General features: G+C 33.2%; 15 protein-coding genes. 2 read left to right on the forward strand and 13 right to left on the reverse strand.

What is annotated here, in order from left to right; translation table 11 throughout:
* Nucleotides 1-15: 15 nt before the first annotated feature.
* The 9 genes from ATE84_RS21550 to ATE84_RS21590 form a co-directional block, all read right to left on the reverse strand.
* Nucleotides 16-894, reverse strand: coding sequence for a PPK2 family polyphosphate kinase (locus ATE84_RS21550; protein WP_101449926.1), 879 nt, complete (start codon nucleotides 892-894; stop codon nucleotides 16-18).
* A gap of 132 nt (nucleotides 895-1,026) precedes the next feature.
* Nucleotides 1,027-1,548, reverse strand: coding sequence for a hypothetical protein (locus tag ATE84_RS21555; protein ID WP_101449927.1), 522 nt, complete (start codon nucleotides 1,546-1,548; stop codon nucleotides 1,027-1,029).
* Nucleotides 1,549-1,660: 112 nt separating this feature from the next.
* Nucleotides 1,661-2,824 (reverse strand): sigma-54 dependent transcriptional regulator, encoded by a 1,164-nt coding sequence (locus tag ATE84_RS21560; protein WP_101449928.1) that lies wholly within the window; start codon nucleotides 2,822-2,824, stop codon nucleotides 1,661-1,663.
* Complete coding sequence (locus ATE84_RS21565) at nucleotides 2,824-3,723, reverse strand: DUF6268 family outer membrane beta-barrel protein (RefSeq protein WP_233195868.1); 900 nt, start codon at nucleotides 3,721-3,723, stop codon at nucleotides 2,824-2,826. The genes ATE84_RS21560 and ATE84_RS21565 overlap by 1 nt, the downstream gene beginning before the upstream one ends.
* A gap of 38 nt (nucleotides 3,724-3,761) precedes the next feature.
* Nucleotides 3,762-4,649, reverse strand: a complete 888-nt coding sequence (locus ATE84_RS21570; RefSeq protein WP_369828543.1) for a mechanosensitive ion channel family protein — start codon at nucleotides 4,647-4,649, stop codon at nucleotides 3,762-3,764.
* A 4-nt stretch (nucleotides 4,650-4,653) separates the two neighbouring features.
* Nucleotides 4,654-5,952, reverse strand: a complete 1,299-nt coding sequence (locus ATE84_RS21575; protein WP_101449929.1) for an ABC transporter permease — start codon at nucleotides 5,950-5,952, stop codon at nucleotides 4,654-4,656.
* The gene (locus tag ATE84_RS21580; RefSeq protein ID WP_101449930.1) at nucleotides 5,945-6,874 is read right to left on the reverse strand and encodes an ABC transporter ATP-binding protein; all 930 of its coding nucleotides are present in this window, start codon (nucleotides 6,872-6,874) and stop codon (nucleotides 5,945-5,947) included. The genes ATE84_RS21575 and ATE84_RS21580 overlap by 8 nt, the downstream gene beginning before the upstream one ends.
* A 309-nt stretch (nucleotides 6,875-7,183) precedes the next feature.
* Nucleotides 7,184-8,296 (reverse strand): molecular chaperone DnaJ, encoded by a 1,113-nt coding sequence (dnaJ, locus tag ATE84_RS21585; RefSeq protein WP_101449931.1) that lies wholly within the window; start codon nucleotides 8,294-8,296, stop codon nucleotides 7,184-7,186.
* Nucleotides 8,297-8,302: 6 nt separating this feature from the next.
* A complete protein-coding gene (locus ATE84_RS21590; protein WP_101449932.1) occupies nucleotides 8,303-8,848 on the reverse strand; it encodes a nucleotide exchange factor GrpE in 546 nt (181 codons plus the stop codon).
* Between the two features lie 161 nt (nucleotides 8,849-9,009).
* On the opposite strand from ATE84_RS21590, the gene ATE84_RS21595 reads away from it, so the two are divergent.
* Nucleotides 9,010-9,681 (forward strand): YceI family protein, encoded by a 672-nt coding sequence (locus ATE84_RS21595; protein ID WP_101449933.1) that lies wholly within the window; start codon nucleotides 9,010-9,012, stop codon nucleotides 9,679-9,681.
* Nucleotides 9,682-9,740: 59 nt separating this feature from the next.
* Here ATE84_RS21595 and ATE84_RS21600 read toward each other — a convergent pair whose 3' ends face one another.
* From ATE84_RS21600 to ATE84_RS21610, 3 genes are all read right to left on the reverse strand, one after another.
* Entirely contained in the window at nucleotides 9,741-10,658 is a 918-nt protein-coding gene (locus tag ATE84_RS21600; RefSeq protein ID WP_101449934.1) for a TIGR01777 family oxidoreductase, read from the reverse strand.
* Nucleotides 10,659-10,790: 132 nt separating this feature from the next.
* Nucleotides 10,791-11,471, reverse strand: a complete 681-nt coding sequence (gene mnmD / locus ATE84_RS21605; protein ID WP_101451171.1) for a tRNA (5-methylaminomethyl-2-thiouridine)(34)-methyltransferase MnmD — start codon at nucleotides 11,469-11,471, stop codon at nucleotides 10,791-10,793.
* Between the two features lie 11 nt (nucleotides 11,472-11,482).
* Nucleotides 11,483-11,989: a DUF4920 domain-containing protein gene (locus ATE84_RS21610; protein ID WP_101449935.1), complete on the reverse strand. Its 507-nt coding sequence runs from the start codon at nucleotides 11,987-11,989 to the stop codon at nucleotides 11,483-11,485.
* Nucleotides 11,990-12,311: 322 nt separating this feature from the next.
* On the opposite strand from ATE84_RS21610, the gene ATE84_RS21615 reads away from it, so the two are divergent.
* Nucleotides 12,312-13,379, forward strand: coding sequence for a branched-chain amino acid aminotransferase (locus ATE84_RS21615; RefSeq protein ID WP_101449936.1), 1,068 nt, complete (start codon nucleotides 12,312-12,314; stop codon nucleotides 13,377-13,379).
* Nucleotides 13,380-13,482: 103 nt separating this feature from the next.
* On the opposite strand, the gene ATE84_RS21620 is transcribed toward ATE84_RS21615, so the two are convergent.
* Nucleotides 13,483-13,869, reverse strand: a complete 387-nt coding sequence (locus ATE84_RS21620; RefSeq protein ID WP_101449937.1) for a nucleoside triphosphate pyrophosphohydrolase family protein — start codon at nucleotides 13,867-13,869, stop codon at nucleotides 13,483-13,485.
* Between the last annotated feature and the right edge of the window lie 18 nt (nucleotides 13,870-13,887).

Raw genomic sequence — 13,887 nt, forward strand, 5'->3', positions numbered from 1 at the left:
TATTTTTAAACTTTTTTATTCGTTCTCTAATTCTTGTTTATATAGATCCAGGTTAGCTTTTGTCTTATTATCTAATTCTGGCTCTTGTATATCTTCATATTCTTTTAGCGTAGTATACAAAGTTTTTGCTACAATATATCTTGCTACGGGTTTATTATCTGCAGGAATCACATACCAAGGAGCATGTGGTAAAGAAGTTTTATTTATAGCATCCTGATAACAATCTTGATATTGATCCCAAAGTTTGCGTTCTTTTAGATCTCCAGCAGAAAACTTCCAATTCTTTTCTTTCTTCTCTAGCCTGCGAAGCAATCTATTCTTTTGCTCTTCTTTTGATAAATGTAAATAGAATTTATAAATCAAAGTGCCATTTTCTGCAATGTGTTTTTCAAAATTTCGAATTTGTTCAAAACGTTTATCCCAGAATGTATCATTAATATCTTCAACTGTATTGATATGAGGAATATTTTCTCCCATTATATATTCTGGATGCACTCGTGTTACCAAAACATTTTCATAATGTGTTCTATTGAAGACTCCAAACTTTCCTCGTTGTGGCAGAGCAATATAATGTCTCCATAAATAATCATGACCTAATTCTAATGCTGTGGGTACTTTAAAACTATGAACGATAATGCCGCGAGTATTAAAATCTTTAAATACTTCTCTTATCAAACTATCTTTACCCGCAGTATCCATACCTTGAAGACAAACTAGCACAGCATATTTGCCATGTGCGTATAAGGTATCCTGAAGTTTTCCTAATTTCTCTCGTGTTTCTTCGAGTGCTGCCTCGATTTTTTTTTCGCTTTCATCAAGATCAAAAGTGGTTGGGATTTTGGATAATTCTATGGCATTAGACACCATAAAATCTTCGTGATGTATCTTCTTCATACTATGATTTGTGTTATCACCCGAAAGATACTAAAGTTTTGGGTTTGTAGGAAGATAGTTTACTATTCCCTTCTTTTTGCTTTATTTTTTAACAATTTATATGGGGTAGGTAATCCGAAAAGGTAAGAAAATCTATCTAGCATAGAAATCGTAGCTAAAACCTATCATAAAAGTATCATATCTTCGTCCTAAGCTCTTAATATTAAGCTCTGCAAAAATGTGAACAGGTATAGAAATCTGATGTAAAGCTCTTATTTTAATTTGTGCTCCGTGATTAAAACTTCCTGTTCTAAATCCCAAGAAAGCATCATCTTCAATTGCTTCAAATTCATCCGAATCATTACCTAAATATCCTATACCTGCAGTTATAGTAGTAGGATACCAATTAAATAGAATTAAATTTACTCCAATCGCCAGTTCATTATATCCTTCATACTCCTCATCAGCACCTATAGCAAATGAACGATTATATTCGCCTATAAAAGTAGTGTAGCAATTAAAAGCATATTCTATCCTGGCTCCTAATGCTAATTCATTTTCAAGTCCAAAGTTTTTTGCAGCGGCAAATCCATAATTAGTTGCTCCCGGATCATATTGAGCAAAAGACACATAAGGTATACACGACAATAAAATCAAAAATAAAGCTTTTCTCATTATTTAGAACATATACTAGAATTGGTCGTAATATAAGACGTATTAATTACAATAATTCTTCGAATAAAAAACACAATCAACACTATCTATAAATAAGATCAAATACTTATGATTATTTAGCTGCGAAAAGTTTTACATCTTCTTCGCTTACTTCATTACCTCCAAGAATAATCAGACGCTCAACCACATTGCGTAGCTCTCTGATATTACCTGTCCAATCATATTGCTGTAATTGCTTTATAGCTTTAGCTGAAAATGTTTTAACTGGTGATCCTTGTTCTTTTGATATTTTTTTGGCAAAATATCCTATCAATAAAGGAATATCCTCTCTTCTATCATTTAACGCAGGTACTTTTACCAAAATCACTGCCAATCTATGATACAGATCTTCTCTAAATCTATTTTCTGATATTTCTTTCTTCAAATCTTTGTTAGTTGCAGCAACTACACGTACATCTACTTTGATATCCTTATCACTACCTACTCTTTGTATTTTATTTTCTTGTAATGCTCTAAGCACTTTTGCTTGTGCAGAAAGGCTCATATCTCCAATTTCGTCAAGAAATATGGTTCCTCCATTAGCTGCTTCAAACTTACCTGCTCGGTCTTTATTAGCTGATGTAAATGCTCCTTTTACATGCCCAAAAAGTTCACTTTCTATCAATTCTCCAGGTATTGCCGCACAATTCACTTCTATCATTGGTCCTTTTGAGCGCTCACTTTTTTGGTGAATCCAGTGGGCTACTAGCTCTTTACCCGTACCATTGGAACCTGTAATTAAAACTCTTGCATCTGTCGCAGCAACTTTTTCGATTATGTTTTTGATATCAGAAATAGCTTTTGATTCTCCTATCATCTCATAATTTTTGGAGACTTTTTTCTTAAGCATCTTATTCTCTACGACCAATTCCTTGCGATCTAAGGCGTTACGTACTGTATTAAGTAAACGGTTAAGATCTGGCGGTTTAGAAATATAGTCAAAAGCACCTAACCTCATTGTATTTACAGCGGTATCGAGATCTCCATGGCCAGAAATCATGACAATAGGAATCTCGGGTTTTATCTTTTTTATAGCCTCTAGCACTTCTACTCCATCCATTTTTGGCATTTTGATATCGCAGAGTACAAGATCATAATCATCTGTTTTAATTTTTTCTATTCCAGAAAGGCCATCTTCGGCTTCAAAGACTTCATATTTATCATTCTCTTCAGATAGAATTTTCACTAGGACTCTACGGATTGCTGCTTCGTCTTCGATTACTAATATTTTTGCCATTATATTTTAAATTTTATTCCACTACGAAAGTAGAGTGTATTTTTATCATTGATTATTAATACATTTTCTTGATCACGATCTCGTAAACGAATTTCGTTACTTAATGTATACCCTGCATAGGTGTAGAACAATAAATGTTCCGTAAAATAATATTCGTATCCCAATGCGCTCATAACAGTTAACATCGAGACATTTTCTATTATTTTTGTGTTTCCATTCTCATTTACAAATGCTCTGTTATTTTGCAAATTACCATAAAAACGATCTAATCCAACAAAAGCCTGGAGCCTACTTTTTTCATTAAAAAAATATTTAAGATTTGTTTTAGGAGTCCCAATAGCATAGGACCAACTTTGGTGAAATCTTTTAAAATAATTAATGATAGGAAGCGGAAGATTAAGACTTGCTGGATTAGTATACTGCACTCCTACAACCAAACGAGCTGTTTTTGGTTTTTGTATATTTTTATATGTCTTTACAAAATACACAGATCCTCTGTATCTAAAATCACCTCTTTCTATTCCTGATCCTTCAAAATTAGATGAAATCCCAACTCCGAATTTAGTACCAAATCGCCAATCATTTTTCATCTTAAATGTATACCCCAATTCTATCGCAGCAGTATGAAAACCATTTAAATCTTCTTGACCATCAAATCCCAACTCATCATCTATCTGTAAATTATTAAATCTATATTGTGCACCAATTACCAGATAGGTTCCTTTATCATCCATCTTAATAGGATAATTAGCAGAAATTCTAAAACGACTATAGGTATTATCACTATCAGCTTGGGGGACATATGTATATTCGATTCTTGCTAAATCAGTACTCTGACAACGTACGCCATTAAAGCTGTATAATAGTATGCATATAAAAATCAGGTGCTTCTTTCTCATTTTTGAGGCGTATGTTGTACTTTTCTATCTATTCTACTTCATTCTTTTATAATGGTAACTTCGCGTTGTGGGAAAGGAATATTAACCTTATGCTCTCTAAACAAACGATCGATTTCAAATCGTATTTCACTTTGCGGTATTACTGCTTGAAAACTATCATTGATACTAAATATTAATTTGAAATTTAATGAACTATCTGCAAAATCTGTAAAAAGAACTAATGGAGCTGGTTCTTTTAAAACATAGGTATTAGATAGTGCCGCTTTGGTTAGCAATTCTTTAACCAACTCTGTGTCACTACCATAAGCGACGCCAACTGCTACAGACTCTCTTGTAACTTTTCCATTTTGAGTCCAATTATATAGTATCGATGTTAAATATTTATGATTAGGAATAATTAATACCTTATTATCTATGGTTACAGCTCTGGTAGTCCTTAATTTAATTTCTTCTACTCGTCCTACTTTATCATCTAACTCTATAATATCACCAACATGTACTGTTTGATCAATAAAAATAAAAATGCCTGATAAGATATCTTGTATAAAAGTTTGTAACGCTAGTCCTACACCAACTAATAATGCAGCAGAAGCGGCAAATATTGCTGTGATATTAAAACCGATACTATCTAATGTAAAGAAAATGACTATGAGGTAAACAAAATATTTTGAAAATGAGAATACTGATTCAAATTTTTGCCTGTCTCCTTTATTTAATTTTCTGGTAACAATTCTTTTAAAAAACCTAAGAAAAGCAAAAGTAATAACAAGAATAAGAAGTACAAAAAGTAACAATCCGACGGTTAATTTAATCTGATGTTCTTCTCCAAAAGAAAAAATTTCATAATTAAAAAAATCTTGCAGGGTATCCCAAATATTTTTAGAAATAACTTCTTTTACTTGCTCTGCAATTTCTTCCTGCATCATAATACTAATATTTCATCCATTTAAATAACTCTTTATAACTTGGTTTTTTACCATACATGAGTATTCCTACCCTATATATTTTTCCTGCCAGCCATGTGATAAAGATAATACTTCCTACCAATAGAAGCATCGAAATCAATACTTCCCACCAGGGCACTCCAAAAGGTATACGCATTAGCATAACTATAGGAGAAGTTAAAGGAATCATAGAAAACACTGTAGATACTGTACCATGAGGATTCTCTATTACCGAAAAGAATCCTACATAAATTCCAAGCATTAATGGTAAAATAATAGGTAACATGAATTGTTGCGAATCGGTTTCGCTATCAACTGCAGCCCCTATAGCTGCATAGATTGAGCTATATAAGAAGTATCCTCCTATGAAATAAATGAAAAAAGATACTACCAGGGTTCCCAACGGTAGCTTTATAATATCCTGAAGTATTAGCTGTATTTCTTGTTGACCATCTTCTTGTAAGATCAATGACTGATCTATACCTGCCGGTTGAGGGTCTATACCAAAAACTGATGTTGCCACAGTAAGCAATACCGATCCTAAAATTACCCAGATAAGAAACTGAAGAATCCCAGCAAAAGAAGTTCCCAAGATTTTACCCATCATAAGTTGTAATGGTTTTACAGAAGAAATAATAATCTCTATAATTCGATTAGATTTTTCTTCTATCACAGATCTCATCACCATATTACCATAAATGATAATAAACATCATTAAAAAATACCCTGCTACACCACCAAAAATCATTTTGATATAACTAGACATCTTTGATGTTTTCTCTCCAGAAAAGTTTTCTATAAGAATATTTACTTTGGCTTTAGAATTCTCTATAACATCCAGATCCAACCCTTTTTCTTTAAAATTTTGGTTCGTTAATTTACTAGCTATAATCCCTTCAATTTTATTAATTATTGAAATACTAGGTGCTTCATCTGCGTAAAATTGTATCGATTTGGCGAGTTCATTATTGTTACTTTTCTTTGGCACATATAATAACCCATCGAGTTTTTTGATGACCACAGAGTCTTTTGCATCGTTTAAGGTTAGATGACTATAATCTATATAATCAATATCACTAGAATCTTTAAAATCTGTACTAAATGAACCAGTTTCATCATAGAATGCTACTTTTCGAATCTCATCATTGTTTAAAGTAGCTAACCAGGCAATTAAAGAAATCATACCCACCATGATCAAAGGACTTAAAAAGGTCATCACTACAAAGGTTCTATTACGAACACGGGCGATAAATTCTCTTTTGATAATTAATTTCAGGTTACTCATTCTCTGTGATGGTTTTAATAAATATCTCGTTAACTCCAGGGATAACCTCATTAAATCTCATTACTTGACCTTTATCTGATAAGTACTGCAATAACTCATTTGAAGATGTAGCACTATCTATAGTTATTTTCATTTTCAACTGATCATCAATGGTTTTAAAATCTGCAGGGCTAACATCAAACTTACTTTGCAATGTGGCATACAAATCTGTATCATTTTCAGTTAAAAGACCGACTTCAAAAGTATTAGATTTATAGGCCCTTTTTATATCTGTCACTTTGCCTTCTAATATTTTTTTAGACTTATTAATTAGCGCGATATGATCACATAATTCTTCTACACTTTCCATACGGTGTGTAGAAAATATAACAGTTGCTCCTTCATCCCGTAATTGCAGAATTTCATCTTTAATAACAGTTGCATTTATAGGATCAAAACCACTAAAAGGTTCATCAAAAATAAGTAGTTTGGGTTTATGAAGTACGGTTACAATAAACTGTACTTTTTGCGCCATCCCTTTAGAAAGCTCTTGTATTTTTTTGTTCCACCAATGTGAGATGTCAAACTTATCAAACCAATATTTTAATCGCTCTTTAGCTTCTGTTTTACTAAGTCCCTTAAGTTGTGCCAGATACAATGCTTGTTCGCCTACTTTCATAGATTTATACAACCCTCTTTCTTCTGGTAAATAACCAATATCTCTAATATGTTGTGGTTTTAGCAGTTCATTATCCAGATACACACTTCCTTTATCAGGTAATGTAATTTGATTAATGATTCTAATTAGTGTGGTTTTACCAGCTCCGTTAGGGCCAAGTAATCCAAATATACTTCCTTTAGGTACCTGAATTGACACATCTTGCAATGCAGTAAAATTTCCAAATTGTTTTGTGGCTTGTTGTACCTCTAAAAGATTAGCCATAGATAGTAAAATATAATTGTAGTTTAATATGAAACCCGAATGATACGAAAACTTAAAAACTTATGCTAATTATGTTAATGATTAATGAGATAAAATGGTTTCTATTCTTTTAAACCAGATTATGTATTAGGATCAAATCATAAAACAAAACCCACCCTAAATACAAGTATTAAGGATGGGAAAAAAATTGCTATGAAAAAGAAAAATTATCACTAAATGCGCTAGTGATGTCTCAAATATACGAATTTTTCTTAATCAAACGTTAATAGAATTATAATGATTCGATCTACTTCGAATCATCAAATTTAACTATGTAAACATATCTTTTACTTTCTCGAAAAATGATTTATCACCACTATCAGGGCTAGGTTTAAAGTGATCATCTTTAGCCATTTTTTCAAAAAATTCTCGTTGTTCTTTGTTCAAGGCTTTTGGTGTCCATACATTAACATGTACTAAAAGATCTCCTTTCCCGTAGCCATTAAGACTCGGAATTCCTTTTCCTCTTAGCCTCAAAATCTTACCACTTTGCACTCCATCTTCTATCTTAATTCGCACTTTACCAGATACAGTATCAATTTCTCTGGATGCTCCTAAAACAGCCTCAGAAAAACTAATATATAAATCATAGTGCAAATTATTGCCTTCTCTCTGCAATTCAGAATGTTCTTGCTCTTCTATGGCAACCAAAAGATCTCCTGCAATCCCATTACCGGGGGCTTCATTACCCTTTCCTGTAACTTTGAGTTGCATCCCATCTTCTACTCCTGCAGGTATTTTTATGCTAACTGTTTCTTCAATAGCTTTTAAACCCTGAGCATCTGCATCAGCAGGTTTGTGATCTATTATTTGACCAGCTCCTCCACATGCAGGGCAAGGAGAAGACGTTTGCATTCTTCCTAATATAGTATTAGTAACCCTTGTTACTTGTCCAGCTCCATTACAGGTGCTACATGTTTTATAGGTGGTACCTGGTGCTTGTATTTTTCGCTTTACCTTAATCTTCTTTTCTACTCCGTTTGCTATCTCTTCTAATGTAAGTCTAACACGAATACGAAGATTACTTCCTTTGGCTCTGCGTTGTCTTCCGCCTCCGCCGCCAAAGCCGCCGAAACCTCCAAAACCGCCACCAAAAATATCACCAAACTGACTGAATATGTCGTCCATATTCATTCCGCCACCGCCACCAAAGCCGCCACCTTCAAAAGCTTGATGTCCATATTGATCATAACGTGCCTTTTTATCAGGATCACTTAAAATCTCATATGCTTCAGCTGCTTTCTTAAATTTTTCTTCGGCAGTTTTATCTCCGGGGTTTTTATCGGGGTGATATTCTATAGCTTTCTTACGGTACGCTTTTTTTATATCGGCTCCTGTAGCATTTTTACTAATGCCTAATATGTCATAAAAATCTTCCTTCATAATTTCTTATTGACCAGTCACAACTTTTGGAAAACGAATCACTTTATCTCCCAATTTATATCCTTTTTCTATTACGTCTACAATCTTTCCTTTTAGATCATCACTTGGAGCAGGTATTTGGGTAATTGCCTCATGATCATCAGCATTAAAAACATCTCCTGCAGACACTTCTACTTCAGATAAACCTTTACTTTTCAAAGTTTCTTTCAACTTGTTATGAATCAATTCTACTCCTTCAACAAGTGCTGTATCTTCAACTTTTTCAATTTCTTTTAATGCGCGATCAAAATCATCCAACACTGGCAACATAGACTGTATAACATCCTGACTTGCCGTCTTAAACAATTCTAAACGTTCCTTAGACGTTCTTTTTTTATAATTTTCAAACTCTGCAAAGAGCCTCAAAAATTTGTCCTTTTCTTTTCCAAGTTCTTCTTTAAGTAGCTCTTCTGCATCTGCTACTTCTTCTATCTCTGTTTCTTCAACAGGAGTATCAAGTACTTCTTCTACTTGATCTTTTACATCTTCAGTGTTTTTATTTTTCTTACTCATGTAATTCGTACCTTTTATACGTTTTCTTTTTGAATTAGCAAAAGTACTGCCATTTTTGAATTAATGTCATAATGTCACAGGAATTTTTTAGTATATATTTAAGAGTATTCTCTCTATAAAAAAATAATTTTGAAATTACTTTTAATTAAAAACTAATACTTATGAAGATCAAACTTATTGGCACACTAGCTATTACTGTGCTTTTAATAGCCACTTATTCCTGCAAAGGAGAAAAACAAAATGAAACTGAAGCAAGTTCTGCAGAAGAAGTAAAAGAAGCTCCCACAGAGGCTATTAAGTACAATGTTGATGTAGCATCAAGTTCAATACATTGGACCGGATCAAAACCAACAGGAAAACATTCTGGAACATTAAGTCTAGCGAATGGTACTTTTGAGGCTAAAGAAGGAAAAGTAATGAGTGGTTCTTTTGTTATTGATATGACTTCTATAAATGTTACTGATCTTGAAGGAGATGAAAAAACCGAATTAGAAGGACATCTCAAAGGTGAAACAGAAGAAACAGAAGACCACTTTTTTAATATTGCCAAATTCCCAAAGGCAGCTTTCGAAATTACCGGAATTAGCGAAAAAGAAGGAAAAACTTATATTGAAGGTAACCTAACTCTAAAAGATATCAAGAAAAACATTTCGTTTCCTGCCACAACCTCTGTTGAAGGTAATATAATGACATTAGATACTGAGGTTTTTACTATTAACCGTACCGACTGGAGTGTAAACTATGCTTCTAAATCAGTTTTTGGAGATCTTGGAGATAGATTTATTAATGATGATATTGAAATTAAGATCAACATTAAAGCAAACAAGTCTTAGAATAGCTTTTTATCTTTTGAAATAATTATAAACCGGTACTCATTAGAGTATCGGTTTTTTTATATGGGTTCTTCATCAATAAGTACATCTACTGCCGAAGCTATATTATCAAAATCAAAATTAAATCCTGTAGTAGAAATTCTATTACTACAAACACGCTGACTAGAAAACAGAAGGCTATGCATTTCTCCTAGAAATAACTTCATAGTTAGCCTTGGCACATTTGGTAAAATTATTTTTTTATTTAATTTCTCTGCTATTGTATTCATTAGCTTCTTGTTAGAAACAGGATTAGGTGCAACGGCATTAAAGACTCCTGTTAATTCTTCTTCTACTACAAACATAAAAATACGAGCAAGATCTTTAACATGAATCCAGCTTTGCCATTGTTTTCCGTTTCCAAAAAAAGCTCCCATTCCAAACCGAATAGGTTTTACCATTTTAGGAAAAGCTCCCCCTTTCTCAGACAAAACCAATCCAATACGAAGTAAACTGACCTCGATATCTAAGGTTTTGAACTGTAAAACTGCATTCTCCCATTGGGTAACTACTTCTCCTAAAAAACCAGTATCACGCTCAGGAGCATCTTCCATATAATAATTCTGAAAAGAATCAGGATATATACCTATAGCACTTGCAGAAACTATATGACGAACCGAATGTTTGATATTTTTTAATGACTCTAAAATGAGGGAAGCTGTATGTGTTCTACTCTCCAATATTTCTTTTTTATAGGAAGATGTCCATCGTTTTGCAACAGTAGCACCAACAAGATTAATAATTACTTCGACCTCATTAAAGCAATCGGTATCAATTTCGCCCTTTTTTGGATCCCAAAAGTAACCTGTATAGTTCACCCTAGAACTAAGTTTATCTTTACTAGTAGTGAGGTAATTTACTTCGATCTCAGATTGATGGCACAGATTAACTATTTCCTGACCTACCAAACCTGTTGCACCAGTAATTAAAACTTTCACATGTTTAAATTTTAGTGATTATTGGATAATTAATTTACTGCAAAATACTACCGCATTATAATAAAACCTATCTCTTTATTATAGCTTTAACATACGTTTAATATTCTTCTAACTTCCTAACAAATAGTATATTTATGATTCTACTTTTGTGGCTCTAAGCATTTCTCGTTTTCCTGGTGGGCCAGGAAGTCTTTCTACCACAAACCCTACCTCTTGCATTGCACGTCTTACACTCCCTTTGGCCGAATAAGTAACTAAAACTCCTCTGGATCGAAGTGCTTCATACATCTTTCTAAAAATTTTTACTGTCCAAAGTTCTGGCTGTACTCTTGCTCCAAAAGCATCAAAATAGATTAAATCAAAACTGTTTTCATCTTGTATATCGGTAAAAAACTGCTTACGCTTAATGAGTTCAAAACCCGAAGTGATATCTACTGGCAATTCCCATAAAGATTGGTGCATTCTATCAAAAACCTCTTGCTTTTCTTTTACAGCAAGTACCTCGGGGTAATTCATTAGTTTGACCTCGTGTAAAGCTACAGGGTATGCTTCTACTCCAACATAATGAATTGGTAGATTGATTTTTTCGGCTTCAAGAAATGTTACAAAAGCATTTAAACCAGTCCCAAAGCCTATCTCCATAATATCCAACGCATCAAGTTTATTTTTGCTTAGAATATAATCAAATCCACTTTTAATAAATACATGTTTTGCCTCATTGATTGCGCCATGTTTAGAATGGTAATGTTCATTCAATTCTGGCAAGTGAATGGTTTTTGAACCATCTGCAGTGGTAATAATTTTACGTTCTATTTCTTCTTGCATTATTCTTTTATCAAAACACCTTCTGCTACAAAAGAATACGTTGTCTTAGGAGTTGTAATACTAGCAATCTCTTCTTCAGTTTTTCCTGCATCACTGGCAAAATGACGTTGTTCGTCTACAGACATCTCACTTACAAATGCTTTACCCTGAACAATGATAGTATCATTTTCTATATCCTTTGGCACAAAAAAACCATAATCTTTAAACTTCACCATAGTTTCTTTATCTCCTTCCAAAGCAACTTTCATCCAACAACCTTTAGCCTTACAAACAGCATTTACCGTACTCGAAAAAGCAACTACTACGGTATCTCCTTCTTTTAAATTTTCATATTTTTCTGCTATTGCATCTCTATTATAAATATGATCCGAAGATACTTCATCACCAAAACTTTTATAATTTTCACTTGAAATATCTTTAACAGAAAAATAGTTTTCCGTTTTAGTTGATGAATTACAACCTATCAGTACTAACAATCCTACAAAAAACAGTGCATTTTTTTTCATAATCCTTTATTATCTATATGTTTTGCAAAATTAAACATTTTTAAAATTCTTATTTTACAAGAAAAGGGTATTTTTGTAGTGAATTAAAAGAATGTTAGTATTCCTTTGGTTTTAAGACAAAGAATATGACAACAGGCTTTAGAAAAGCCTACTGCTATCATTAATTCTTAAAAGATAAATCAAGTGAAACGAGCATTAAGAAATTTAGATATTCTTTTCTTCAAAACAACTATCTAAATCTCTTACTATAGTTTGTAGTGATCTTACTCACTATTACTCTTTTAATTAACATAATGTGAAATAATTAAAACGACTGAAACAAATGAAAAACACAATTTCTCAAGCCTTGAAAATTAGTGAAGCAAGTGAGTCTAAAATCGGACAAGTAGATTTTGAAAATCTTAATTTCGGGAAAATTTTTACAGATCATATGTTTGTCTGTGATTATAAAAATGGAGAATGGCAAACACCAGAAATTGTTCCTTACGGACCGCTCACCATGGAGCCTTCTGCTCGCGTTTTTCATTATGGTCAAGCAGTTTTTGAAGGAATGAAAGCGTATAAAGATGATAATGGAGATGTTTTTTTATTCAGACCCGATGAAAACTTTAAACGTATTAATATATCTGCTGAGCGTTTGGCTATCCCAGAATTTCCTGAAGATTACTTTTTTGACGGTTTAAACACCTTGTTAAAATTAGATAATGAATGGATCAAGCCTGGTTACGGAAACTCGTTATATATACGCCCTTTTGTTATCGCAACTCAAGCAAGTGTTTCTGCTTCTGAGGCAGATGAATATAAATTTATGATCATATGCTCGCCAGCACAATCGTATTATAGTGGAGATGTAAGTGTATTGGTTGCAGAGAAATTTAGCCGTTCTGCTAGCGGAGGTTTTGGATATGCAAAAGCTGCCGGAAATTATGCAGGGCAATTTTACCCAACAAAACTAGCACAAGAACAAGGATACCAACAAATAATCTGGACTGACTCTAATGCTCATGAATATATGGAGGAGGCAGGAACAATGAATGTATTCTTTAGAGTTAATGACACCTTACTTACAGCTCCTGTGAGTGATAGAATTCTTGATGGGATCACTCGTAAAAGTTTAATTACTATTGCCGAAAAAGAAGGTATTAAAGTAGATGTGAGACCTGTTAAGGTTAGCGAAATTGTAGAAGCCGCAAAAAATGGGAGTCTAAAAGAAGTTTTTGGTGCAGGAACTGCTGCAGTAGTAAGCCCAGTAAAAGCTTTTGGGTATAAAGGAGAGCATTATGAAATCGAAAAGCAAGAAAATTCTTATGCTTCTCATTTCAAAAAAGCACTTATGGATATTCAATACAACAAAGCTGAAGATACTTTTGGATGGAGATATAAAGTATAGTATGAAGGTCTGAGGTCTGAGGTCTGAGGTCTGAGGTCTGAAAATTATACTCATTATTCATAAAAACAAAACTCCCGAAAAATATTTTTCGGGAGTTTTGTTTTTATCGGTCTAAGATTTCCTGGATGTTTGGTTTAAAATAATTAGGTCCTTTGAGCACTTTACCATCTTCACGATAAATCGGTTGCCCATTCTCTCCCAGTTTACTCATATTACTACGCTGAATCTCGTTAAACACTTCTTCTATCTTATGCTGCATACCATGTTCAATGATGGTACCACACAAAATATATAGCATATCGCCCAAAGCATCAGCAACTTCTACCAAGTCATTATTTTGAGCAGCTTCCAAATATTCTTCATTTTCCTCTTTCATCAAGTTAAACCGAAGTGTATTTTTGGCTTCTCCCAGATCCGCAATAGGTTCGTTTTTAAATCCCAATTTAAATGAGGTATGAAATTCTTGTACCGCAGCAATTTTATCTTTCATCAGTATATTTTTATAGAT

Source organism: Aquimarina sp. MAR_2010_214, assembly GCF_002846555.1.
Lineage (GTDB): Bacteria > Bacteroidota > Bacteroidia > Flavobacteriales > Flavobacteriaceae > Aquimarina.